This window comes from Alloalcanivorax balearicus MACL04, assembly GCF_025532145.1.
In the GTDB taxonomy this organism is placed as follows: Bacteria; Pseudomonadota; Gammaproteobacteria; order Pseudomonadales; family Alcanivoracaceae; genus Alloalcanivorax; species Alloalcanivorax balearicus.
Window position 1 is genome coordinate 184,234 of sequence record NZ_ARXS01000005.1, and the last position, 23,591, is coordinate 207,824.

Sequence of the window (23,591 nt, forward strand, 5' to 3'; positions counted from 1 at the left end):
CGTCAGGCGGAAACCGCCCCGCCGGTTTCCGCCCATGAACCTTTCAGCCCACCTTCAATCAGACAGCAGCCTGCTTACGGATAGACACCGTTTAACTTTCAATGGGACGGCGCCATACTGCCTTTCCTGAATACGGATAAGAGGGCTATCGGTGCCAGGTGGGAAGATCGCGGTTGCCGGTTTGCTGCTCGCCGCCGGCGAGGCCCGCCGCATGGGATCAGGCGGACAACATAAACTGTTGGCCGAATTCGACGGCTGTGCGCTGGTAAGACGATCAGCGCAAACCCTGTTGTCGTCCCGCCTTTGCCCGGTCATCGTCGTCACCGGACATCGATACCGGCAAATCGAAGCCGAACTGCAAGGGCTCGAAGTGGAAGCGCTCCTCAACCCCGCCTACACCACTGGCATGGGGAGCTCGCTTGCCTGTGGGTTTTCCCACCAGGCGATCGCGGAAGCGGACGGCACTCTGGTGATGCTGGCTGATATGCCGGCGATCAACCCGGATCACATCGACCGGCTGGTCCGGACCTTCCGCCAGCACGGCGGCAATGTGATCGTGCGCGCAAGCTGCAACGGACAAAGGGGCAATCCCGTTATCATTCCCAAGGCCCTTTATGGCGCCATGCGGCACCTGTCCGGCGATAGCGGAGCGCGGTCATTGGTCGAGCGGTCGGAGCTGCCGATCGTCGACGTGGAAACCGGTCCCGCCGCGCTTCTCGACGTCGACACGCCAGAAGCGGTCATCCGGGCAGGCGGCGTACTGAAAAACTGACCGCCGCCAGCGCCTGGCACGATCAACCTTACCGATATTCAGACGAAGGTCGCCAAGCGTGTCGCGGCGACATCGGCGAGCACCGAAATGGCCAGGGAAGACGCCTCTCTTGCCGGCCCGAACAGGCCAATCGGCGCCTTGATCCGGGCCAGTTCCTCATCACTGAAACCCAGGCCGCGCAAACGTTCGATACGTTTGCGATGGGTTCGGGTACTGCCCAGGGCGCCGAGGTAAAAGCCCGGAGCCTTCAGCGCCTTTTCCAGGAACGGCAGTTCCGCGTCCAGATCGTGATGCAGAAGCACAATGGCGCTATAGGCATCAGCCACCCCGTCCAGCCCTTCCGCGGCCCGGGAGGGGTCGAGAACGACGGCATCATAGCCCGAGCATTCCGCCAGCAGGGCAACGCGTTCCGCTTCGATGCCGCGCCCCGATATCACCACGCGCGTCGCCGGACGATAGACCGAAACAAAGGTGTCGCCGTGCCAGCCCGCCTGTTCGGGCGGCGCCACACAGCTCAACGATTGCTGTTGTGGTGCGTAAGCCAGCCCGGCCGGGCAACGCTTGCCGAGACACTCGACAACCTGATCGATGGCGTCGATGTCTCTGAGCACATGAATGGCGACGGTGATGCCGCCTCCGCAGGGCAAAACGATGTCAAAAAATGGCGAGCCCTCGCCGTAGAGCACGGACCGATCACCACCCTCGGATATGGCAAGAAGCGCCTCGGCCGCGACGGCCGCTTCCACACAGCCACCAGAAACGAAGCCGGCGAATTCGCCCTCCTCGGTGACCACAACCTGCGAGCCAAGCGCGCGCGCCGCGCCTCCCCTTATGCCAACGAGCATGGCGATCGCCACACCGCCTCCGCGGAAACCGGCCCGCGCGAATTTCAGCAGTTCCAGCGGATCATCGGTCCGCAGCGTTCGGACCGGCGATGTGTTGACCCAGTGGCTTTCCTTCAAGACCGGCTCCGAAACAGATCCATCCGTGGCCCGGCTTGCGACATTCAAGCCACCGTCCCCACCGGCAGGCTGCGCACGCGCTTGCCGGTGGCGGCGAAGATGGCATTGCACAGGGCCGGGGCCACCGGTGGCACCGGCGGCTCGCCCACACCGCCAGGCGGCAAATCATGGTCATCGTTGACCAGATGGGTACGTATCACCCGCGGCGAGGCATTGTGGCGCAGCACCTGGTAGTCATGGAAATTACTCTGCTTTACACGCCCTTTCTCGAAGGTAATCTCGCTGGTGAGCGCCAGACTCAGCCCCATCACGGCGCCGCCTTCCATCTGTGCGCGAATGCGCTCGGGGTTGATCTGCGGACCACAATCCATGGCCATATCCACCGCCAGCACCCGTACCTGGCCCTTCTCGTCCACGGCCACCTCGACCACGGTGGCGGTGTAGCTCATGAAGCTGTAACAGAAGGCCAGGCCCAGACCATGCCCCTTGGGAAGCTCGCGCCCCCATTTGGCGCCTTGGCAGGCGGCTTCGATGACGCCTCGCAAGCGGCCGGTGTCATAAGGATAGCGTTCCGGTGACTCGGTGTAGTTCCAGGTGTCCGCCATGTCGCCGGGATCGATCTGGCGTGCTGGACCGATCAGATCGAGCGCGAACTGCCGGTGGTCCTTGCCGGCACGGTGCGCCAGTTCCGCGATGAAACACTGCGCCGCGAAGGCGTGAGGGATATTGGCCACCGAACGGAACCAGCCGATGCGGGCGTGGGCGGCAACCTCAGCGGTTTCGACCCGCACGTTCGGGATTTGATATGGCATGTTGATGGCCGACATGGCCGACTCGAAAAGCTGCTGCCCCTTGGCACCTTCGGCGAACAGCGAGCCGATAGTGGGGGCGGCACTGCGGTGCAGCCAGGACCGAACCTTGCCGGTCTTGTCGATGACCGCTTCCAGCCGTTCCGCCGAAACGGTGTGCAGGTAGTCGTGGTGGATATCGTCTTCGCGAGTCCACACCAGCTTGACCGGTGTCCCCTCGGGCATGGCCCGGGCAACGATGGCCGCTTCATCAACATAGTCCGGCTTGGATTTCCGGCCGAAACCGCCTCCCAGCAACAGCACATTGACTTTGACGTCTTCCGGCTTGAGCTTCAGCCGGGTGGCGACCGCGGTCCGTGCCGCCTCCGGGTTCTGCACCGAGGTCCAGACCTCGGCGCGGCCCTCCTTGATTTGCACGGTGGCTACCGGCGGCTCCATTGACGCATGCGCCAGGTGTGGGATGTAGTACTCGGCGGCGAACCGCTCCGTCTCGGCGGCGCCGTTCCACACACTCAGGGTGTCACCGTTATCACGAATGGTTTTACCCGTTGCACGTGAAGCCTCCGCCAACGTCTTGCGGAAATCGGCGGAGTCGTAGCCGCCGTTGGGGCCATCGTCCCATTCTATCTCCAGTGCCTCACGGCCCTTGATCGCGGCCCAGGTGTTGCGTGCCACCACGGCAACGCCGCCCAGCGGCTGAAATGCCGGCGCCCCCTGGAAAGCGGGAATCTCCACCACTTTCAAAACACCGGGCACGGCCAACGCTTTCTCACTGTCGAAACGGCGCAGCTTGCCGCCCACCACGGGCGGGCGCGCCACCACCGCGTAGACCATGCCGGGCAGGCGCATATCCATGCCATAGGTGGCCTGCCCCTTGCCGATGGCCTCCAAGTCAACCAGACGCACCTGATTCTTGCCAATGTAGCGATAGTCGGCGCGCGCCTTGAGTTTGAGCTGTTCCGTCCCGGGTACCGGTTGCCGGGCCGCGTCGGCCGCCAGCTCACCATAGCCCAGACGTCGCCCGGAGCTCTGGTGAACCACTTCATGCCGCACCGCCTTGACCTCGGACACGGACACCGACCAGCGGGCCGCGGCAGCCGCTTCCAACATCTGTCGGGCCGCCGCGCCCGCGCGCCGCATCGGCATCAGAAAATGGCGCATGCTACGGGAGCCGTCCACATTCTGGTTGCCATAGCGAGCCTCGTTGGCTTCCGCCTGCACCACCTGCACGCGGTCCCAACTGGCCTCCATTTCATCGGCCACCACCATTGGCAGGCTGGTACGCACGCCGGTTCCCATCTCAGCGCGGTGTGCCACGATGGTGACCGTGCCGTCCGCGGCGATGGACACGAAGACCAGAGGATCGTCCACCGTACCGCCCGGCATGGAGTCGGCACCGTACTTCTTGGAATCGGCATCAGCGGCTCTGACGATGGTAACCAGACCACCCGCCGTCACCGCCAGCGTCAGTGCTCCCAGGCTGCTCTGGAGGAAACGGCGCCGGGAGAGTTGCACGGTCGTGGACATTTATTCGTCTCCTTGCGCCAGACGATCCGCCGCCTGCAAGATAGCGGCGCGAATACGCGGATAGGTGCCACAGCGACAGATATTGCCACCCATGGCGCCGTCAATCTGTTCTTCCGTGGGTGCCGGTGTGGTCTTGAGCAGCCCCACCGCCGTCATGATCTGACCCGCCTGACAATAGCCGCACTGGGCCACGTTGTTCTCGATCCAGGCGTCCTGTACTACCTGACCGACACGGTCGGACGCCATGCCTTCGATGGTCGAAATCGCGCGCCCCGCAGCCGCGGACACCGGCGTGACGCAAGAGCGGACAGGCGCTCCGTCCAGGTGCATGGTGCAGGCGCCACACAGCGCCATGCCGCAGCCGAATTTGCTACCGGTCATGCCAAGTTCGTCGCGCAGTACCCACAACAGCGGCATATCGTCGGGAACGTCGACCTCCCTGGTCTGGCCATTGACGTTAAGCTGGGGCATGGCGAACTCCTTTGCGTTGCACAATCAGCGTGGTGACCATAACCAATAAGGGCATGAGCCCCTACCGCAAATCAAGAACAGTGCAAAAAAACACTCATCCGATTACGACGGTGCCATGGCTTCTTTGCCACATTCGTCTCCGAATGGTGTTTATCAACATCCGCTAAAAAGCGATGTCAGGTCAATACCGCACCTTTGCCTGTTCCTGCCACGATCCCACCGCTTTGAGACAGTACGCTTACACGCAACACGCTGGCACGCGAACACGCCAATCGCCTGTACCTTCTGAGTTCGTCGGTGCCTATTATGTGACTGATCATGTAGGGCCTGTTCACACTACTTGCATCGTGCCTGCTGTGGCTAAAAAGCCGCCAATGAAGGCGCGATGCAAGTAGTGTGAACAGGCCCTAGCCAGCCGGCAGTGTGAGTAACAAAGATGGCGGGATTCCGATGGATTCATTGATCACGGCGGCGGCGCGTGCTCTCGCGGCGGGCGATCCGCTGGCCGCGCTCAATCAGGTCGCCCTGCGTGATGACGCCGCCGCGCTTGCCATGCGCGGTATCGCGTTGGCGCAACTCGGCGACCTGCCCCGTGCCGGAGCCTTGCTGAAAGCCGCGGCCCGGGCCTTCGGGAAGAAAGAAGCCCTGCCCCGGGCCCGCTGCATTGTCGCCCAGGCCGAGATCGCCCTGGCATCGCGCGATCTGGGTTGGTCCGAACAACCCCTCGAGGCGGCAAGATCGACACTGGAAAAGCATGGAGAGCGGATCAATGCCGCCCATGCCCGGCATATCCGAATCCGGCGCCAACTCCTGCTTGGCCGTCTTGACGAAGCGGAGCGGGGACTGTCCGGAATCGATGCCTCTTCCTATCCTCCCCCGCTGCAAGCCGCCCATGAATTGGTGATCGCCGGCATTGCTTTGCGTCGTCTGCAAACGCGACGGGCCCGGTCCGCTTTCGCCCGTGCCGATACGGCCGCCCGCCAAAGCGGTATTCCTGCCCTGATCGCGGAGGTGGAACAGGCCGCACTCACTCTGACGGTTCCGGCGGCGCGTCTGATTCATAAAGGCCGACAACGGGCTCTGCTTCTTGAGGAAGTGGAAACGCTGCTGGCTTCCAATACGCTGATCGTGGATGAATGCCGCCATCAGGTCCGTAGCGGCGGCACCTCGATCCTGTTCGTGGGACGCCCGATACTGCTCGCTCTCGCTCGCATGCTGGCCGAGGCCTGGCCGGAAGACGTGCCCAGAGACGTTCTCATTGAGAAGGTATTCCGAACGCGCTTTGCCGACGATTCCCATCGCGCCCGGCTGCGGGTGGAAATCGGGCGTCTGCGTCAGCGCCTGCGAGGTCACGCCGGAATAAAAGCAACCCGCCGGGGCTTCACCCTGACCCCCGAACCCGACACTGACGTGGCCGTGCTCGCCCCTCCGGTGGACGAAAAGCACGCGGCGATTCTAGCCCTGCTTGCCGACGGCGAAACTTGGTCAAGTTCGGCTCTGGCCCTGGCACTGGGCGCCAGTCAGCGCACCGTGCAGAGAGCCCTTGAATCGCTGGCACGGGAGGAGAAAGTGCAATGTTTTGGTCGGGGTCGCGCCCGCCGCTGGCTGCTTCCCCCCATTCCAGGATTCACGACAACCTTGTTACTCCCGGCCCCGCTGCCGGGTGGCTAGGATGAAAGCACCTGGCCCATACGCGGGCAGCAACGAGGACAACAGCATGAACACATCATCAGCCGACCTGATCCGTGAATACGGGCCTTTCCCCGCTATCGACGCCGTCCATGGGGTGTCCTTCGACGGCCAGCACGTCTGGCTTGCCACCGGAGAAACACTGACCGCCCTGGACCCCGACAGCGGCCAAACCGGGCGCTCATTGAACGTCCCCGCGGACGCCGGAACCGCCTTCGATGGGCAGCATTTATTTCAGATCAGCGGAAACCAGATCCAGAAGATCGACCCTCGAAGCGGCTCGATCATCGCTACCCTCCCCGCTCCCGAAGGCGGCAACTCGGGGCTCGCCTGGGGTGAAGGCGTACTCTGGGTGGGCCAGCATCGCAGCCGCAAGATCCATCAGGTGGACCCGGAAACCGGAGCGATTCTCCACACGCTTGAATCCAACCGCTTTGTCACCGGGGTCACCTGGCTGGAGGGAGAGTTATGGCACGGCACTTGGGAAAATGACGAAAGCGAACTGCGACGTATCGACTCCGACACCGGAGAACTGCTGGAGCGAATTGAGATGCCGGCCGGAATGGGTGTGTCCGGGCTCGAGTCCGATGGCCGGGACCGTTTCTTCTGTGGCGGCGGAGGCAGCGGGAAGCTGAGAGCCGTACGCCGCCCGGGATAGTGCTGGAGGGTATCGTCGACGATATCAAAGAGCCGCCCGGAAAAATGGCCAAGGGACAGGATGGTCATCTCACTTGGCCTGGACTGTTGCGTACACTGGATTGGGGTTCACGCCTCCTATAACGATCCTAAAAACGCCAACAATGCTTCACGGTGTTTGCTACTGAGGTTGATAAAGCGATTTTTAATCACCTCGGCTTCGCCGCCGTGCCAGATGATGGCTTCGGTAAGTGTGCGGGCGCGGCCGTCGTGCAAATAGCCAACGGGTATGTCGCCGGCCACGTATTTTGTATAGCCAATGCCCCATAACGCTGGTGTGCGCCACATACGGCCGCTGGCGAGACCTTCGGCAAAGTCATCGGCCAGGCCTTCGCCCATATCGTGCAACAACAGGTCGGTGTATGGGCGAATTGTCTGGTTGCGGACTTCGGCGAAGCGCGAACGCGCACTGGTTTGTATTTCGCTAACATGGCAGGCGTTACAGCGAATATCGTTAAACACTTGCTCGCCTTGTGTCACTTTATTGGGATCGACGTCCAAATAGGGCAATGGCGACACGCCCTGTGGAAAACCGCTTACCTGGCTGCGTTGCGCGGGTACCGCCAGCAACTGCAAGTAGTCGGCCATCAATTGCAGCGCGTCGTCGGGCAAGCCGGCTTCGGTGCCGCTGGCGGGATCGCAGTATTTCGGGCCGGCCAGACAGTCACGGTTTGGATAAAGCGATGAGGTCACCGACATATCAAGCAAGGCGGCGTTGGCTACCTGATGGCGCAGGCTGACCTTGCCTGCTTTCCAGCCATAGCGGCCTAAACGTACCTCGCCGCTTTCGGGATCGTAAGCGTAGTTGGCTGTGCCGAGTACGCCATCCTCATCCGGCGTGCCGCGAACTCGCGCCAGAATGGTGTCATCAGCAATGGCCTCCAACAGCCCCATGCCAATCAACGGTTGCGCCGCGCGCAGCGAATAGGAGGCGGGTGACGGCCCTTCAAAGGCGATAGTGGGTTTGCGCAGTGTAACCACCGTGCCATCGGCAAGGATTACATCGTGGCTGTCGAAGCCAGCCACATAAGCGGCGTTACCCCAGTTTTCGCTAGTGCCGCTGGTGGTTGAACGCGCATTCATTTGCAGGCTTTGGCCATAGACAGGGTGCGGTAAATACAGACCGTTGGCCGGGTTACTCTCCGCACCCACACGTACCACCATGGTGTCTAACCGTTGATTGGCAACCACCGGCGCGACGCTGCGGCCATTATTGATGTGGCAACTGACACAGGTCGATTGGTTAAAATGTTGGCCTTGCAGCTCCCGGCCCGCGTCATTACGGTCGTTACCGGCTTCATTATGCGCGCCGCTCCACAGATTGGTGTGTAACCAGCGTCGCCCCTCCATAAAACGCTGAATATTCCGCATGCCGACGTTGTTGTGGGGCTGCTGAAAGATAAAGCTGGCATTGTCGGCGTAATCGTATGATACCGAACCCAACCCGCCTTGCAGGGCGTACCTGGGCAAGGGTTCGTTCATCAAGCGTGGCTCTTGACCGTACCAAGGGCGTAAGCCTTCACCCATTACGTAAGTCAGTTCGTTGGTATAGTAACGAACAGCACCGTCATCGCCGATGGCATCCATGGCCTCGCGGGTCGAGAAAAACGAACTGGTGAACTCAATGATATCGCCTTGTTTCAGCGGCCGTGCTGGCACGTTGTCACCGTTGGGAACCAACACGCCGTCGGCATTCTCAGCCAAGGCACTGTGACCGGGATAGGTGTCGAACACCACGCTACAGCCATCGTTGGCGCCGATAATCCCATGAAAACCGCTATCGGGGTTCAATAACTCGTTGTTAGCGGGCTTGGGCACTACCGGACAGGGCGCGCCGTCGCTCAGGTAGGTTGAATCGTCAAGCAGATCACCCGGACTCATCCAGCCAAAACCGGTGACATTGGGGTCATCGAAGCGGCGCACAAAGGAATGTCCTCCCCCTTTTTGCGCCTGTTGAAAGTATTGGTTAACGATAATGCGTGGCTCGGTGACGCCCGCGACGTTACTGTTGTCGATAAATTCAACGCCCCAGGTGCGATTTTTGAAGTAGTTGGCGACAAAGTTTAAGTGCGCGCCTGGCCCCTTATCGAGCGGATTGCCTTGACCATCAACGGTATCGTTGCGGCCAAAACCGTATTCATTCCACTCCTCGCCGCGTTCACGAGCGTGACGTGAGCGGCCCACCATGCCAAAACGGGTGACCAGCGTACCATCGGCCAGGGTAAAGCGGATACTTTCAATGGGCTCCGCTGGCGCTGGCAGGGGCTGGCGGCCTCTGCCGTCTACGGGATAAGGCACATAAGAAGTATCCAGTATTGGCATTGAGTTACCACAACCGGGCGTTTTAAATTCGGCTTCAAATAGCGAGTAGCCATAATGGGTATGGCGGCGAATGCCTTGCAAACGCACGTAGCGAACGTCGATATTGAGATTGAAAAAGGTCTCTGTGTTGCCCTTTCCGACGGTGATGTAACGCACTTGATACCAGTCTTCCGCATCGTCGGAAATATAGATGGCGTATTCGTCGGCGTACGCGTTTTCCCAGTATAGTTCCATGGAACCGATGGCGGTTTTGGTACCAAAATCGAACTGTAACCAGGCATCGTCAGGGTCGGCGATATCGCTCCAAGCACTTTCCCAGCGGCTGCTCGGGTCGCCATCTACGGCTTTTCCGGCAGTATTATTGTCGTTTTCGTCGCCGGACGAACTCGCGGTGATGCCAGTGATGGGTTGCGCTGGCTGACATTCGCCATCGTCAGTTGCCGTTGCCAAGCGCAGCTCCGGCGGTGGCGCGGGTCGTACCGGCGCATCAGCGGACGGCAGCGGACTGATATCGCTGACTGGCGCTGGCTCAAAGTTCGGTTCGGGCAGTTCCTCGGCAGGCGGGGAATCGGGGGCGGACGCGGGTGGTGTGCTGCCGCCACCTCCGCCGCCACAGGCCGATGCCGTCAATGCTAACAATAGGATGAGCAACCTGCGCATGGTCAATTTCCCCCCCACTTGCGATCCGTAATGGACAACACTGTGATAACAGCCTCATTTTACTGGGCATATTTTTTCTTATTATGACAGGCCGTTCATAAAAAAATGTGAGCCTATAGCGTAAATAGGGAACCTCTGAAAAGCACCCTTCATCCTGGGCGTGCCCCGTACCGTCAGCCCAGGCTTGACCCGGGATCTCCCTCCGCAGGGCGCATCACTTAGTAGCAGGAGATGCCGGATCAAGTCCGGCATGACGTTTTTCAGAAGCTCTTAACGCTTTGACAGGGTCAGTGGTGAAGGGGTATTCGTGAATGTACGCTGCTGCTCGGAAACGGAGACCCCGGAAGGTCCCCGTACAGGTCCGCGTGTATGACCGCGCCACCCGTTCTTTCTACTCAGCGGGAACCCGCTCCCGCTGGCCATGCACCACCGCCAGCCCGGCCAGGATCGCGATCATGCCGGCCAGCGACATTACCGACGGAGCATTGCCGAATACCAGGTAATCCAGCAATACCGTCACCACAGGAACCAGATAGAACAGGCTGGTGACATTGACCAGATTACCGGAGCGGATCATCCGATAAAGCAGCAACTGCGCCACCACCGACACCCCCAGCCCCATCCATACCACCGGCACCAGGAACCCCACGCTCCATTGCCAATGGAAAGGCTGGAACGGGATCAGCAAAGCGCATAACAGCAGCGTCACCGCGTATTGCAACGGCAGCACCTCGCTCGGCGGCAACGCGATACGCTTCTGCCACAACGCGCCGACAGTGACACAGAGCAAAGCGCCCAGAGCAAACGCCATACCGGTCCAGGACAACCTGGCCAGGACCAGACTCTGGTAGACCACCAGCGTCAGCCCCAGCAAAGCCAGCAGCAACCCCGCCAGGCGCCACGGCGCAAAACGCCGCTCGGTGAGTACCAGAGTGAGGATCGGTTGTGCCCCCAGCACCGTGGCCAGGAGTCCCGGCGTGACCTCATGCTCCAAAGCCAGGAAGTAACACAGGGTGTAAAAACCGATCAGCAACAAGCCGACGCCAGCCACGGGCAAACGCTGCCCTCGCGGAGGCAACAAACGACCGCCACGGATCAACAGCAAGGCGCCAAGCGCGAGAGCGAAACGCAGAATCAACAGGGCGAGAACCGAGCCGTGGTCCAACCCCCAACGCGTGACGATGGCGGCACTGCCCCACAGCAACACGAACGTGGCCATGGCGCCCTGGGCCGCCCAAAAGGTATTTTCCGTTTTCATGAAAGCTCATCCATCGAATACGAACGGCCCCGACCTGACACCGCGGAAACCGGGCGGCGAAGCCGTTAAAACAGATCGGGGAGGTAAATCGGCGATATCAGCCGCGAACGACTTGGCGTACTACGGCGACTGACGTTCGGACCGCGGCAACAACGACGGAAGCAAGCGGAGGAGACATGCCATGATCCCGCACGCGGTCGCCGGAAGACCGGACAGCTACAGCAACGATGCGTGCGACAACATTCATGAGAGGGAATCCGTTCGTAACGATTTGACGTTGCCCATGGTAATACGGGAACAGGCCGCGCACCAGTATGATGCACGGCCGTCTTTCGTGGCCATGACACATCAGCAGCCTTCAAACCGCCGGTTTCGCCATCGGCGGCACCGGGAACACCCGGTCATAGGCCCAGTTGAAGCTGAAGGCATAGAACAGATAGAACAACACCATGGCGAGGTCCATCAGCAGGGCCTGCAGCAAACCGATCCCCAGATACCAGGCCACCATCGGCAGCAGCATTACCAGCAGGCCGCCTTCGAACAGCAATGCATGCCCTACCCGCATACGCAGGGTTTTCCTGGTATGGCCCAACCAACGCAACATGGCGTGGTCGAACCCCAGGTTGAATACAAAGTTCCAGGCCGTGGCGATAGTGGCACCCACCACCCCCAGCACGCCCATGTGACCGACCGGCAACTGAAACAGGTAAGCGCCCACAGGGACCATGATCGCCAGGCCAATCAGCTCGAACAGTACCGCGTGACGGACCCGGTCCTGAGTCGTACGCAATGCCATGATGAAACACTCCTCAATGATTTGACTGGCGCCTAATCTATCTTCAATATCGCGGAAACAAAGTTAGATACCATCTAAAATTCAGATAGATGACTATTTCCCTGGACCAATTGCAGGCTTTCGTCATTGCCGCCGAGACCGGTTCGTTCTCCGCCGCCGCCCGGCGCCTGCGCAAGGCTCAATCCGCCGTCAGCACCCAGATTTCCAATCTGGAAGAGGATTTGGGGCTGGCGCTGTTCAGCCGTGCCGGACGCAGTCCTATCCTGACCCCGGCCGGGGAGCGCCTGTTACTGGAAGCCAGAGTGATTCTGGACCGTCGCGAGCATTTGATTGGCGTGGCACGCAGTTTCGAGGCCCACGTGGAGCAGCGGCTGGTGGTGGCGATTGACGAGATCTACCCGGAACAAGTCATGGCCGAGGTCTTCGCCGAATTCGCCAAACACTTCCCTCACGTGGAGTTGGAGTTGCTGTTTCCCATGATGGAGGACGTCAGCCGGTTGGTGCTGACCGGCAAGGCCGACCTCGGTGTCATGTGGAGGCAGGAGATCCTGCCCACCGAGCTGGGCTTCCAAACCCTGGGCTGGGTCCCCATCAAAATGGTCTGCGGCCAGAACCATCCCCTGGCTGAGGTGCGGGTGGACTGGGAGGACCTGAAACGCCATCGCCAGATTCTGGTGGCGGCTCACAGCGACGGCCCGGAGAAGCAACGCCTGCGGGTGGCACCGGAAGTGTGGTGGGTGGAAAGCCACTGGGTGATCCTGCAGTTGGTCCGTCAGGGTATTGGCTGGGCGTTCGTGTCCAGCCACGTGATCGAAGCGTCGCCGGTGGCCGCGGACCTGGTGACACCGGAGTTGCAGTTCGACGACTTTGATCTGCCGGTGGCGGTGGAGATGGTCTGGCACAAACAGCGCCCCTGTGGGCCGGCGGCCAAATGGCTGCGGGAGCGATTCGCCGCCACGGTGCTCTCCTGACTGCTCCTGACTGTGCCAGCCACCGTAGTCTCAGCCCGGTCCAGCGGGAGAAAACAAAACACCCTGGCGTCTCGCCCCATCGATGCCAGTCGGCTTCTCGCCATGAACCCGGTTCAAGGCATGATTTCTCCGGCGTCAGAAAAACACCGAGCCCAGGGCTCCGGCGCCAGCCGTGCCGTGTTGGCGATAAAACTGACCGTCGAATAAAACCCACACAAAGCAAGCACTTCCAACTGCTGCTCGGTTTCCCAATGCCGGACGAACAGCGAGTGCGCCTCCTCACTCAAGTTACCTTCGCCATGCAGTTCATCAACCACTCGGATCAAGGCCTGTTCCTGCTCGGTCCAGCACGGCGCTTCCGCGGTCCCGTGCCGGGTGGCAGCCAACTGCGCTTCATCCAGCCCCGCGGCCTTGGCGAACACCTTGGCGTGCACTCCCCATTCGTACTCGCATCCGTGATGCGCCGTGGTACGCAGAATGACGATTTCTCTGTCCCGCAACGGCAAGGGGCTGGCTTCATCCAGCAATCCCGCCGCGCCGAGTTTGCGCAACAGACGGGGACTGCGGGCGAAAACCCGGAACAGACTCAACACCTCGCCGTCCCGCTGCGGGTAGTACTTGTCCAGTATGGCCTGAGTCTCGCTGTCGAATGGCGGCCCCGAAAGGGGCCTCAAGTCGTGTGTCACTGTGGTCTCCTGTTCGCTACAATATGTGTAGCACATCTTTAGTCTCCGCTACTTTTTATGTAGCAGTCAAGCCAATAAAAAAGGAACCTCTATGGGCAAGAAGACCGTCAGCCAACCGGTACGAGGATCGACCACCGGCCGCCCGATCATGGTGTTGCTGGATATTCTCGGGCAGCGCTGGACGCTTCGTATTTTGTGGGAGTTGCGCGGTGAGCCCCTGTCCTTCAGAGCCTTGCGCCAACGCTGCGACCAGGTGTCGCCCACGGTCCTGAATGATCGATTGAAAACCCTGCGCGAGCTGGATCTGGTTCAACGGGAAGACGGAACCGGTTATCGTCTCAGCCAGGCCGGTGAGGAACTGGAGAGCACACTGCTGGCGCTCAACCACTGGGCCGAAAAGCACTGGGCCGGGCGCTGAGCCCCCTCTGCTTTGCCCCATCCGGCACCGGAAGGAAGCCCCATTGATGGATCGTGCTCAACTGCAGGGAACAGGATACGCCTTCGCCACCAGCGCCTTATGGGGCGCCACCGGTATCTGGGTAGCCCTCCTGACGGTTCTGCCGGTGTCTTCCACGCTGCTGTTCCGCTTCGTTACCGCCGCCGTGCTACTGGTACCGGCACTACTGCTCTCCGGCGGTATCCGCAAACCCACTCGTGATGGCTATGGCGCGGGAGCCTTACTGGCTGCCTACTATCTGTTCGCCACTGTCGGCTTTTATTTCAGCAATGTGGTCAGCGTCTCGCTGCTGGTATCTACCTCACCGTTCTTCGTCATGTTGATTCGTGTTTGCCGACGAGAGGCATTACGCAACCAGGAGATGGTGGGCGGGGTTCTGGCTTTTGCCGGCGTGTTGGTGCTGATTGGCGGCGGCGCGGCGGCAACCGCGGGCCGCCTTCCCGCTCTCGGTAATTTCTGCGGCCTGGGCGCCGCTCTGACCATGGCACTGTATTCATTGGCCGGGCCGCGTTTGCAGGGCCAGGGTTGGACCGTGGTGTTGATCAGTTGCCTGCTGGGCGCCCTGATAAGCCTGCCGTTCGCCGTGCCGATGCTGACGTTGCCCGATTGGCCACAATGGGGATTGTTCGTGGGCCTGGCGCTGTTCTCCACCCTCGCCCCCGGCTATCTCTACCCGCTGGCGTGCCAGCGCATCACTCCCACGGCCGCCACGGTAATCCGCCTCAGCACACCGTTTTTCACCGCCCTGTTCGCCTGGTTGATCCTTGGCCAGACCCTGGGGCTTCACCATTTGCTTGGCGCGCCATTGATGCTGGCCGGGGTTTATCTGACATTGCCACGGGCATCTTCGTCAGCCTGAGCCGCTTCGGCGGACTCTTCCTGACGCCGCCAATACCAGGCCAGCACCGCGCCGGAGAGGTTGTGCCAGACGCTGAACAAGGCACCGGGCAAGGCGGCCATGGCGGTAAAGTGCTTCACCGCCAGCGCCACACCGAGACCGGAGTTCTGCATGCCCACCTCGATGGCGAGGGTACGGGCACGGCGCGGGTCGAAACGGAACAGTCTGGCAACGCCATAGCCGGCGGCCAGGCCGATACTGTTGTGCAGCACCACCGCCAGCATCACGAGGGCACCACCACTGGCGATACGGGATTGGTTCAGAGCCACGATGATGCCGATCACCAGGACGATGGCGGCCACGGAAATCAGAGGAAAGGCATCCCGCACCCGATCCAGCCGCGCCCCCAGTAGCGAATTGATCAGGGTGCCACCGACCACCGGCAGCAGCACGATCTTCACCAAGGAGAACAACATGGCGGCCACCGGCACCGGCAGGGTTTCACCCAGATACAGCCAGACCAGCGCCGGTGTCGCCAACACCGCCACCAGGGTGGAGACAGCGGTCATGGCAATGGAGAGCGCCACATCGGCACGGGCCAGATAACAGATCACGTTGGAAGCGGTGCCGCCGGGACAGGCGCCGACGATCACCAGACCGACCATCACCTCCGTGGGCAGAGCCAGAACCTTGGCCACCAGCAGCGCGGCCAGCGGCATGACCAGGTACTGCAGTGCCACCCCCAGGCCAATGACGCCGGGCGCCCTGAATACACGCAGGAAGTCTTCCCAGGTCAGGGTCAGCCCCATGCCGAACATGATCACCATCAGCAGCGGCACGATCCAGTCGGACAAAGCCGCCAGTGGCGCTGGCATGAAATAGGCGAAGATGGAAAACAAAATCGCCCACAGCGGGAAAAGTCTCGCGATCATGCCCTGCCCTCGCTATCTGATGTTGTTGTTCTGGATACCGTCTCGCGGGAGGGTGTCAGTCGGTGCCCTCCCGGGCCTTGATGGACTCGAAGTCCTCATCCTTCAATTCCGGTAGCTGCTCGTCGCAGCCCTGGATACCCTGGCGGCGCAGGTTCTCGCAGACCCGGTCCAGCTTGCCGTCCACCGCGTGCATATGATCCAGCAGCGTGCCAATGGCCTCCGCCACCGGGTCGGGCATATCGTTGCTGACGCCATAAGCCTGGAAGCCGATCTTCTCCGCCATCTCCCGGCGGTTGCGCTCCTGCTCGTCGGCCGGCTGACGAATCACGCGGCCGGGAATACCAATTACCGTGGCACCTTCCGGCACTTCCTTGGTAACCACGGAGTTGGAACCGATCTTGGCGTTCTTATGCACCACGAACGGCCCCAGCACCTTGGCACCGGCACCGACCACCACGCCATCTTCCAGCGTCGGGTGGCGCTTGCCCTTGTTCCAGCTGGTGCCACCCAGGGTGACGCCGTGATAGAGCGTGACGTCGTCACCGATTTCCGCGGTTTCGCCGATCACCACGCCCATGCCGTGATCGATGAAGAAGCGCCGGCCAATGCGCGCTCCGGGATGAATCTCGATGCCGGTCAGCCAGCGGCTGAAGGTGGAGATCAGGCGAGCGAGCAGTTTCATACCGTGCCGCCAGCACCAGTGCGCCAGCCGATGGAACAAGACGGCGTGCAGCCCCGGATAATTCAGCAATACCTCAAGGGTGTTGCGCGCCGCCGGGTCACGGTGAAAGACGGATTGGATGTCCTCTTTGATCTGCTCGAACATAGTTACCTCAGAGAGCCTGTTTGCCTGCTCTATGAGCGGTCATCCAGGGCCTTGTCAATGGCCACCAGAGTGCCGCGCAGGATATTGATTTCCATTCTGTCGGGGCGGGCGCGCAGGAACAATCGCCGCATGCGTGTCATCACCTGGGCCGGTTTTTCCGGGTCCAGGAACTCACTGCGCACCATGATTCGCTCCAGATGATCGAGGAAGTGCTGGACGGCGTCATTACTGGCCGCCGGCTCGTCCCAATACATCCGGGGTGGCGTCATGGTGGCACGATTGGCCCGCGCCGCCTTCGGCACGGTATCGTCGTCGGCCAGTACCAGACGCAGTTCATAGGCAATCAACTGCACCGCCGACGCCACATTCAGCACACCATACTCCGGGTTGGTGGGCACGGAAACATGCAGGTTACAGCGGTGCAGCTCTTCGTTGGTCAGGCCACGGTCCTCACGTCCGAACAGCACGGCAATGCGGGCGTCGGCGGGTTCCTGCTCCAGTTGCTGGCCGAGTTCGCGGGGCGTCAGGCAGGGCCAGGGGATACGGCGATGACGGGCACTGGTGCCCACCACCAGAGTGGCACCTTCCAGGGCTTCATCCAGGCTGTCGCACACCCTGGCCGCGGCAAGAATGTCGCCAGCACCGGAGGCGCGGGAGGTAGCCTCGGCGCTGGGATGGATTTTCGGCGTCACCAGCCGCAGATCGCTCAATCCCATGGTCTTCATGGCGCGAGCCGCCGCACCGATATTGCCCGGGTGGGTGGTTCCCACCATCACCACGCGCACGTTGTCTAACATGATGTATCCAGATCGCGGGAAAGAAAGGGAGTTTAACAGATTCTCACCTGCCCACAGTCCTTCGCCTCTGCTAAACTTCGCGGCAATATGGCTCCTGGTGCCCGTTCAAGGTCGCCGGCCAACACCGCTCTTTTAAACCGACAGGATACCGGCATGCACGCGCCGCAAGTGAACATTGCTCTGCGAGCCGCCCGCCAGGCGGGCAATCTGATCCGCCGCGCGGCGGAGAACAACGATCCCCTGACCGTGGATCAAAAGGGCATGAACGACTTCGTCACCCAGGTGGACCGGGCGGCGGAAGCTCGCATCATCGAGGTGATTCGCAAAGCCTATCCGCAACACGGCATCCTCGCCGAGGAAGGCGGCGAAATCACCGGCACCGGTGAAGGTACCGACTATCAGTGGATCATCGATCCTCTGGACGGCACCACCAACTTCATCCACGGTTTTCCGCAATATTGCGTTTCCATTGCTCTGTCCATCAAAGGCCGGGTCGAGCACGCGGTGATCTACGATCCGTTACGGGATGAGGAATTCACCGCCAGCCGCGGCCGCGGCGCGGCGCTCAACGGCCGCCGTATCCGGGTCAGCAAGCGCGCCGGTCTGGCCGGCGCCCTGATCGGCACCGGCTTTCCCATCCGCGCCGAGCAGGCCCAGCACCTGGATGCTTATCTCGGCATGTTCAAATCCATCGCCGAATCCACCGCCGGCCTGCGCCGCGCCGGTTCCGCCGCCCTTGATCTGGCCTGGGTCGCCGCCGGACGCATGGACGGTTTCTTCGAGATCGGCCTGGCGCCCTGGGACATGGCCGCGGGCACGCTGCTGATCACCGAAGCCGGCGGTCTGGTGGGCGATCTCGCCGGCGGCCACGGGCACCTGGACTTTGGCCATGTGGCGGCCGGAGCGCCCAAGGTCTTCAAGGGTCTGCTGCAGAAAATCCAGCCTCATCTCACCGCGTCTCTGCGCCGCCAATAAGCCCCGCGCGGGCCCGCTTCTGGCGGGCCCCCTGATTTGTAAATCCGATTTACCAAGGGATGGGATTGCGCGCCGGGCTCTGCTAGCGTAACCCTATACCTCTATTCTCACGGGCGCGGCCACAGGCCGCGCCTCTTGCCTTTGATGCGCTTTCAGGAGAGCCACACCATGACCCAGCACAACCTCAAGGACTCTGATCTGTTCCGCCAGCAGTGTTTCATCAACGGGCAGTGGTGTGATGCCGAGGGTGGCGCCACCCTGGACGTGGACAATCCCGCCACCGGTGAAATCATCGGCACCGTGCCGCGCATGGCGGAAGAGGGAACCCGGCAGGCCATCGCCGCCGCCGACAACGCCCTGCCCGCCTGGCGTGACAAAACCGCCGAGGAGCGCGGCAAACTGCTCTACGCCTGGTATGAGTTGATGATGGCGCACCAGGACGACCTGGCCACCATCATGACTCTGGAGCAAGGCAAACCGTTCGCCGAATCCAAGGGCGAAATCGCCTACGCCGCCTCCTTCCTGAAATGGTTCGCCGAGGAGGCCCGGCGCGCCTATGGCAACACCATTCCCGGCGCCCGTCCCGGCCAGCGTATCGTGGTGATCAAGCAACCCATCGGCGTCACCGCCGCGATCACGCCCTGGAACTTCCCCTCCTCCATGATCACCCGCAAGGCCGGCGCCGCCCTGGCCGCCGGCTGCACCATGGTGGTCAAGCCGGCCAGCGCCACGCCTTATTCAGCGCTGGCGCTGGGTGAACTGGCCACCCGGGCCGGCATTCCCGCCGGTGTGATCAATGTGATCACCGGTTCCGCCGCCGCCATTTCCACCACCATCACCCAGTCCACGGTGGTACGCAAAGTCAGCTTCACCGGTTCCACCGAAGTGGGCAGCCAGTTGATGGCACAGTGCGCCGAACACATCCAGAAGGTGTCCCTGGAACTGGGCGGCAACGCGCCGTTCATCGTCTTCGACGACGCCGATCTGGACAAAGCGGTGGAAGGCGCCATCGCCAGCAAGTTCCGCAACACCGGACAAACCTGTGTGTGCGTGAACCGGTTCCTGGTACAGGATGGTGTGCACGATGCCTTCGTGGAAAAACTGGCGGCGGCGATCAATCAACTGAAAGTGGGCGATGGCTTCGAGGACGGCGTCACCCAGGCACCGTTGATCAACGGTGGCGCGGTGAAAAAAGTGCTTGAGCACATCGAGGACGCAAAATCCAAGGGCGCCAAAGTGGTGGTCGGCGGCGCCGCTCATGAGCGCGGCGGCAACTTCGTGCAACCGACGCTGATCACCGGCGCCACCCAGGACATGGAGTTCTGCCACGAGGAAACCTTCGGGCCACTGGCCGCGGTAATCCGCTTCCAGGACGAGCAGGAAGCGATCCAACTGGCCAACGACACCCCGTTCGGTCTTGCTTCCTATTTCTACAGCGAAAACATCCACCGCGTGTGGCGCGTGGCGGAAGCGCTGGAAGCCGGCATGGTGGGTATCAACGAAGGTCTGATCTCCAACGCCGCCGCCCCGTTCGGCGGCGTCAAGGAATCCGGCCTGGGCCGTGAAGGCTCCCTGTACGGCATGGAAGAATACATGGAAGTGAAATACCTCTGCATGGGCTGATAACGTATGAGGTAATGACCATGGCAGTGCGCCCGCGCTGCCCGTTTCAAGGAGCCGTCCATGGTTTCCATCGCGTTACTGCCCGGTGACGGTATCGGCGGCGAGGTGATGGCCGCCACCGTGCCGGTGCTCGATACCCTGGTCCAGCGGCACCGGTTGCCGCTGGATTACCGGGTCCTCCCCTGGCCTGCCACCGAGTGGCATCGTCAACACGGCAGCATGATGCCGGACGACGCTATCGATCAGTTGCTCGACTACGACGCCTTGCTCTTGGGAGCGTTGGGGGATCCTGGCCCACTGGATCAACCGGACCGCTATCGTCTGCCCGACAGCGTTTCCCTGGCTCCCCTGCTGACGCTGCGTAAATCGCTCAATCTCTGGGCCTGCGAACGCCCCGCCCGCTATTACCCCGGCGTCCCCTGCTACCTGTCCGATCCCCGCGCCAGGGAACTGGACATGCTGGTGATCCGGGAAAACAGCGAGGGGGAATATGCTGGCCAGGGCGGCCGTCTGCGCGCCGGCACCGAAGATGAAATCGCCACCCAACTGGAAGTGTTCACCTATGCCGCCACCGAGCGGCTGATCCGCCATGCTTTCGAACGGGCCCGGCAACGAGCACGGGAGCGCCGCGATGAAAAGCGTATGCGCGCTTTCACCGGCCCCGGAGGCGAACCCCGGGAATCCCAGGTTTGCCTGATCACCAAACGCAATGCCCAGGCCTTCTGGGGCGAGCTGTATGACCGCGTCTTCCAGCAGGTGGCGACGGAGTACGCGGATGTGGCTACCCACCACGAACTGGTGGACGCGGCGGCGATGAAATTCGTGCAGTGTCCATGGCGTTTCGATGTGGTGGTGGCCAGCAATCTGCACGGCGACATTCTTACCGATCTGGCCGCGGTCCTGGCTGGCGGTTTGGGGGTGGCGCCTTCCGCCAATATCAACCCCGCCGATGCCAGTGTGCCGGCGCTGTTCGAACCCACCCACGGCTCAGCGCCGGATATCGCCGGCCGCAATCTGGCCGATCCCCGCGCCACTTTGTTCAGTCTGGCGCTGTTGCTGGAATGGTTGGGACAGCGCTCGGGCGCCACCGCAGATACTAAGAACTCGAACGAAAAAAACCGGCTTTTTTCTAGCGCGGGCCACCAATTGCATGAGACGCTGATAGCGGATCTCGCTGCCGGACATCCGGCCAGCGGCACCGACGCCGTGGGTCGGCGTATTGCCAACGCGTTACGGTAATCCGAGCAGCGCAACGCGATATCGACCCGAGCCACTTCAGGCACGGAGGAGAGAGCGATGCATCATCTGTCTCCATTGCTGGTGCAATCCAGCGGCATCTGCGCGGAGCGCGGTGAAGGAAGCTGGTTGTTCGATGCCGAGGGGCATCGCTGGCTGGATTTCACGTCCGGCATCGGCGTCACCGCCACCGGCCATTGCCACCCCAAGGTGGTGGCCGCCGCCCAGGAACAAGTGGCCCGGCTGGTCCACGCCCAGTACACCACCGTCACCCATCCCAACATGCTGCGTCTCAGCGACCGGCTCAGCGAACACCTGCCCGCCGGCCTCGACGCCGTGTCCTTCTCCAACTCCGGCAGTGAAGCGGTGGAGACCGCCATCCGGCTGGCGCGGCACGCCACCGGCCGCCCCAACCTGATCGCTTTTCAGGGCGGCTTTCACGGTCGCACCCTGGCGGCGGCCTCGCTGACCAGCTCCACCACCAAGGTGCGCAGCGGGTGGGGGCCGATGATGGCCGGAGTGTTCTTCGCGCCATTCCCGCACACCTACCTGTACGGCTGGGACGAAGAAACCACCAGCACCTTCTGTCTGCAGCAGCTGGATCAGTTACTGCTGACGCAAAGCCCCCCCGGGGACACCGCCGCCTTGATCATTGAACCGGTGCAAGGCGAGTTCGGTTACTACCCGGCACCGGCCTCGTTCCTGGCCGGTCTGCGCGAACGCTGCGACCGCCATGGCATCCTGCTGATCGCCGATGAGATTCAGGCCGGTTACGGCCGTACCGGCCGCTTCTGGAGCCATGAGCATGCCCGGATCCAGCCGGACATGGTGGTCACCGCCAAGGGACTGGCCAGCGGTTATCCGTTGTCCGCCGTGGCCGCCGCCAAGGGCTTGATGGCGCAGGGACGGCCCGGCTCCCAGGGCGGCACCTACGGCGCCAACGCGGTGTCCTGTGCCGCGGCTCTTGCCACCCTGGAGGTGATCGAGGAAGAAGACCTGGTCAACCAGGCCGCCGAGCATGGCCGCTATCTGCGTGAGCGCCTGGAGGCGTTGGTTCGAAAACACGACGATATTGATGAGGTACGCGGCAAGGGCCTGATGCTGGGCATTGAGATGGTCCGCGCCCCTGGCCAGCCCGATGGCGAACGCGCCCAGACGCTGCTGTCCCGGTGCGAACAAGCAGGCCTGCTGTTGCTGCGCTGCGGCACCCATGGTCAGGTGGTGCGCTGGTTACCCCCATTGACGGCGAGCCGTCAGGAAATCGATCTGGCGGTGGACACCTTCGAAGACGCCCTGGAGAACAGTGCATGACGTTGCCCCGGGTTACCGTATTGCTGGCCGAGGACGAGCCTGATCTGCCCGGTCTGGAAAGCCTGGAAGGCCAGGCCCGGATCCACCAGCACCGTGGCGTCGATGGTCTGGCGCCCCGGCTGGCGGAAACCGATGTGCTGGTGGTCACCGACTTTCGCGTCGAGGCGCTGGAACGGGCCTGGCCCTCCCCTTGTCCGATTCGTTGGGTGCATGCCACCAGCGCCGGCGTCGACGCACTGATGATTCCGCCCTTGCGGGACAGCGATATTCCGGTCACCAACGCCGCCGGCATCTTCGATCGCGGTATCGCCGAATACGTGCTCGGCGCCCTGTTGCTGTTCGCCAAGGACACTCTGGGCAATCTGCGCTATCAACGGCAACGACAGTGGCGGCACCGGGAAACCCACATGCTGCGGGACCAAAGCGCGCTGGTGGTCGGCGCCGGTTCCATCGGCCGGGAAGTGGCGACGCTGCTCGGCGCCCTCGGCATGGAAGTGATCGGCACCGCGCGGCGGGCGCGGCAGCACGACGAAGCTTTCGCCCGGGTCCATGCCCAGGAGGATCTGCCGGCTCTGCTCGGCGACGCCGACTATGTGATCATCACCGCGCCGCTGACCCGCCAGACCGAAGGACTCTTCAATACCGGCACTTTGGCGCGGATGAAACCCGGCGCGGTATTGGTCAACGTGGGCCGCGGTGCCATTGTGGACACCCGCGCCCTGCTCGCCGCTCTTGATGACGGCCATCTCGGCGGCGCCGCCCTGGATGTATTCGAGCAGGAGCCGCTGCCCGCCGATCACCCGCTCTGGGACTATCCCGATGTGATGATTTCCGCCCATATGGCGGGCGACGCCAAAGGCTGGCGCGCCGCCCTGGGCCACCAGTTCGTGGACAACTTTGAGCGCTGGCGCCGGGGGCAGCCCCTGCGCAATCCGGTGGATACTCAGCGAGGTTACGGTCAACGCTGACCTCTCCTC

The 23,591-nt window shown here is 62.1% G+C and carries 21 protein-coding genes; 11 read left to right on the forward strand and 10 right to left on the reverse strand.

Features of this window, described 5'->3' with window-relative positions; genetic code table 11:
* The first annotated feature begins 181 nt into the window (after window positions 1-181).
* Window positions 182-772 carry a nucleotidyltransferase family protein gene (locus MA04_RS06560; RefSeq protein WP_262459857.1) on the forward strand — a complete coding sequence of 197 codons (591 nt, stop codon included), beginning with the start codon at window positions 182-184 and terminating at the stop codon, window positions 770-772.
* A gap of 38 nt (window positions 773-810) precedes the next feature.
* Here the strand turns inward: MA04_RS06560 and MA04_RS06565 are convergent, their stop codons facing one another.
* From MA04_RS06565 to MA04_RS06575, 3 genes are read right to left on the reverse strand one after another with little or no spacing between them, the layout of a single operon-like run.
* Window positions 811-1,734, reverse strand: a complete 924-nt coding sequence (locus MA04_RS06565) for an XdhC family protein (protein ID WP_262459858.1) — start codon at window positions 1,732-1,734, stop codon at window positions 811-813.
* A 44-nt stretch (window positions 1,735-1,778) separates the two neighbouring features.
* The gene (locus MA04_RS06570) at window positions 1,779-4,070 is read right to left on the reverse strand and encodes a xanthine dehydrogenase family protein molybdopterin-binding subunit (RefSeq protein ID WP_262459859.1); all 2,292 of its coding nucleotides are present in this window, start codon (window positions 4,068-4,070) and stop codon (window positions 1,779-1,781) included.
* On the reverse strand, window positions 4,071-4,541 hold the full coding sequence (locus tag MA04_RS06575) for a (2Fe-2S)-binding protein (RefSeq protein ID WP_163123819.1): 471 nt from the start codon (window positions 4,539-4,541) through the stop codon (window positions 4,071-4,073). It lies immediately after the preceding gene.
* A 450-nt stretch (window positions 4,542-4,991) separates the two neighbouring features.
* On the opposite strand from MA04_RS06575, the gene MA04_RS06580 reads away from it, so the two are divergent.
* Window positions 4,992-6,212: a helix-turn-helix domain-containing protein gene (locus MA04_RS06580; protein WP_262459862.1), complete on the forward strand. Its 1,221-nt coding sequence runs from the start codon at window positions 4,992-4,994 to the stop codon at window positions 6,210-6,212.
* Between the two features lie 46 nt (window positions 6,213-6,258).
* Window positions 6,259-6,888: a Vgb family protein gene (locus MA04_RS06585; RefSeq protein ID WP_163123812.1), complete on the forward strand. Its 630-nt coding sequence runs from the start codon at window positions 6,259-6,261 to the stop codon at window positions 6,886-6,888.
* Between the two features lie 116 nt (window positions 6,889-7,004).
* On the opposite strand, the gene MA04_RS06590 is transcribed toward MA04_RS06585, so the two are convergent.
* The 3 genes from MA04_RS06590 to MA04_RS06600 all read right to left on the reverse strand — a co-directional run bounded on the left by MA04_RS06590 (window position 7,005) and on the right by MA04_RS06600 (window position 11,962).
* Entirely contained in the window at window positions 7,005-9,908 is a 2,904-nt protein-coding gene (locus MA04_RS06590; RefSeq protein ID WP_262459863.1) for a di-heme oxidoredictase family protein, read from the reverse strand.
* A 391-nt stretch (window positions 9,909-10,299) separates the two neighbouring features.
* Window positions 10,300-11,166, reverse strand: coding sequence for a DMT family transporter (locus MA04_RS06595; RefSeq protein ID WP_163123807.1), 867 nt, complete (start codon window positions 11,164-11,166; stop codon window positions 10,300-10,302).
* Window positions 11,167-11,524: 358 nt separating this feature from the next.
* Complete coding sequence (locus MA04_RS06600; RefSeq protein ID WP_205475373.1) at window positions 11,525-11,962, reverse strand: PACE efflux transporter; 438 nt, start codon at window positions 11,960-11,962, stop codon at window positions 11,525-11,527.
* 89 nt (window positions 11,963-12,051) lie between these two features.
* Between MA04_RS06600 and MA04_RS06605 the strand changes: the two genes are divergently transcribed.
* A complete protein-coding gene (locus MA04_RS06605; protein ID WP_163123804.1) occupies window positions 12,052-12,933 on the forward strand; it encodes a LysR family transcriptional regulator in 882 nt (293 codons plus the stop codon).
* A 113-nt stretch (window positions 12,934-13,046) separates the two neighbouring features.
* Here MA04_RS06605 and MA04_RS06610 read toward each other — a convergent pair whose 3' ends face one another.
* On the reverse strand, window positions 13,047-13,619 hold the full coding sequence (locus tag MA04_RS06610) for a carboxymuconolactone decarboxylase family protein (protein WP_262459867.1): 573 nt from the start codon (window positions 13,617-13,619) through the stop codon (window positions 13,047-13,049).
* Between the two features lie 91 nt (window positions 13,620-13,710).
* Between MA04_RS06610 and MA04_RS06615 the strand changes: the two genes are divergently transcribed.
* Complete coding sequence (locus MA04_RS06615; RefSeq protein WP_163123798.1) at window positions 13,711-14,037, forward strand: winged helix-turn-helix transcriptional regulator; 327 nt, start codon at window positions 13,711-13,713, stop codon at window positions 14,035-14,037.
* 46 nt (window positions 14,038-14,083) lie between these two features.
* A complete protein-coding gene (locus MA04_RS06620; RefSeq protein ID WP_262459870.1) occupies window positions 14,084-14,935 on the forward strand; it encodes a DMT family transporter in 852 nt (283 codons plus the stop codon).
* Here the strand turns inward: MA04_RS06620 and MA04_RS06625 are convergent.
* The 3 genes from MA04_RS06625 to MA04_RS06635 are packed head-to-tail and all read right to left on the reverse strand — an operon-like array spanning window position 14,899 to window position 17,469.
* On the reverse strand, window positions 14,899-15,846 hold the full coding sequence (locus MA04_RS06625) for a bile acid:sodium symporter family protein (RefSeq protein WP_163123792.1): 948 nt from the start codon (window positions 15,844-15,846) through the stop codon (window positions 14,899-14,901). The genes MA04_RS06620 and MA04_RS06625 overlap by 37 nt on opposite strands.
* 55 nt (window positions 15,847-15,901) lie before the next feature.
* On the reverse strand, window positions 15,902-16,672 hold the full coding sequence (gene cysE / locus MA04_RS06630; protein ID WP_262459871.1) for a serine O-acetyltransferase: 771 nt from the start codon (window positions 16,670-16,672) through the stop codon (window positions 15,902-15,904).
* A 29-nt stretch (window positions 16,673-16,701) separates the two neighbouring features.
* A complete protein-coding gene (locus tag MA04_RS06635) occupies window positions 16,702-17,469 on the reverse strand; it encodes an RNA methyltransferase (protein ID WP_014995989.1) in 768 nt (255 codons plus the stop codon).
* A gap of 153 nt (window positions 17,470-17,622) precedes the next feature.
* Between MA04_RS06635 and suhB the strand changes: the two genes are divergently transcribed.
* The 5 genes from suhB (at window position 17,623) to MA04_RS06660 (ending at window position 23,582) form a co-directional block, all read left to right on the forward strand.
* Window positions 17,623-18,444, forward strand: coding sequence for an inositol-1-monophosphatase (gene suhB / locus MA04_RS06640; protein ID WP_163123787.1), 822 nt, complete (start codon window positions 17,623-17,625; stop codon window positions 18,442-18,444).
* 168 nt (window positions 18,445-18,612) lie between these two features.
* Window positions 18,613-20,067: an NAD-dependent succinate-semialdehyde dehydrogenase gene (locus MA04_RS06645; protein WP_163123784.1), complete on the forward strand. Its 1,455-nt coding sequence runs from the start codon at window positions 18,613-18,615 to the stop codon at window positions 20,065-20,067.
* A 60-nt stretch (window positions 20,068-20,127) separates the two neighbouring features.
* A complete protein-coding gene (locus MA04_RS06650) occupies window positions 20,128-21,306 on the forward strand; it encodes an isocitrate/isopropylmalate dehydrogenase family protein (protein WP_262459872.1) in 1,179 nt (392 codons plus the stop codon).
* A 57-nt stretch (window positions 21,307-21,363) separates the two neighbouring features.
* The gene (locus MA04_RS06655) at window positions 21,364-22,614 is read left to right on the forward strand and encodes an aspartate aminotransferase family protein (RefSeq protein ID WP_262459873.1); all 1,251 of its coding nucleotides are present in this window, start codon (window positions 21,364-21,366) and stop codon (window positions 22,612-22,614) included.
* Window positions 22,611-23,582 carry a D-2-hydroxyacid dehydrogenase gene (locus MA04_RS06660; RefSeq protein ID WP_262459874.1) on the forward strand — a complete coding sequence of 324 codons (972 nt, stop codon included), beginning with the start codon at window positions 22,611-22,613 and terminating at the stop codon, window positions 23,580-23,582. The genes MA04_RS06655 and MA04_RS06660 overlap by 4 nt, the downstream gene beginning before the upstream one ends.
* Window positions 23,583-23,591 lie beyond the last annotated feature (9 nt).

Bases quoted from the DNA above. Each gene is read 5' to 3' on its own strand.
- MA04_RS06580 (WP_262459862.1), top strand. From the start codon at position 4,992: ATGGATTCATTGATCACGGCGGCGGCGCGTGCTCTCGCGGCGGGCGAT.
- MA04_RS06650 (WP_262459872.1), top strand. From the start codon at position 20,128: ATGGTTTCCATCGCGTTACTGCCCGGTGACGGTATCGGCGGCGAGGTG.
- MA04_RS06600 (WP_205475373.1), bottom strand. From the start codon at position 11,962: ATGGCATTGCGTACGACTCAGGACCGGGTCCGTCACGCGGTACTGTTC.
- MA04_RS06605 (WP_163123804.1), top strand. From the start codon at position 12,052: ATGACTATTTCCCTGGACCAATTGCAGGCTTTCGTCATTGCCGCCGAG.
- MA04_RS06585 (WP_163123812.1), top strand. From the start codon at position 6,259: ATGAACACATCATCAGCCGACCTGATCCGTGAATACGGGCCTTTCCCC.
- cysE (WP_262459871.1), bottom strand. From the start codon at position 16,672: ATGTTCGAGCAGATCAAAGAGGACATCCAATCCGTCTTTCACCGTGAC.
- MA04_RS06660 (WP_262459874.1), top strand. From the start codon at position 22,611: ATGACGTTGCCCCGGGTTACCGTATTGCTGGCCGAGGACGAGCCTGAT.
- suhB (WP_163123787.1), top strand. From the start codon at position 17,623: ATGCACGCGCCGCAAGTGAACATTGCTCTGCGAGCCGCCCGCCAGGCG.
- MA04_RS06655 (WP_262459873.1), top strand. From the start codon at position 21,364: ATGCATCATCTGTCTCCATTGCTGGTGCAATCCAGCGGCATCTGCGCG.
- MA04_RS06645 (WP_163123784.1), top strand. From the start codon at position 18,613: ATGACCCAGCACAACCTCAAGGACTCTGATCTGTTCCGCCAGCAGTGT.
- MA04_RS06615 (WP_163123798.1), top strand. From the start codon at position 13,711: ATGGGCAAGAAGACCGTCAGCCAACCGGTACGAGGATCGACCACCGGC.
- MA04_RS06620 (WP_262459870.1), top strand. From the start codon at position 14,084: ATGGATCGTGCTCAACTGCAGGGAACAGGATACGCCTTCGCCACCAGC.
- MA04_RS06575 (WP_163123819.1), bottom strand. From the start codon at position 4,541: ATGCCCCAGCTTAACGTCAATGGCCAGACCAGGGAGGTCGACGTTCCC.
- MA04_RS06595 (WP_163123807.1), bottom strand. From the start codon at position 11,166: ATGAAAACGGAAAATACCTTTTGGGCGGCCCAGGGCGCCATGGCCACG.
- MA04_RS06590 (WP_262459863.1), bottom strand. From the start codon at position 9,908: ATGCGCAGGTTGCTCATCCTATTGTTAGCATTGACGGCATCGGCCTGT.
- MA04_RS06570 (WP_262459859.1), bottom strand. From the start codon at position 4,070: ATGTCCACGACCGTGCAACTCTCCCGGCGCCGTTTCCTCCAGAGCAGC.
- MA04_RS06625 (WP_163123792.1), bottom strand. From the start codon at position 15,846: ATGATCGCGAGACTTTTCCCGCTGTGGGCGATTTTGTTTTCCATCTTC.
- MA04_RS06635 (WP_014995989.1), bottom strand. From the start codon at position 17,469: ATGTTAGACAACGTGCGCGTGGTGATGGTGGGAACCACCCACCCGGGC.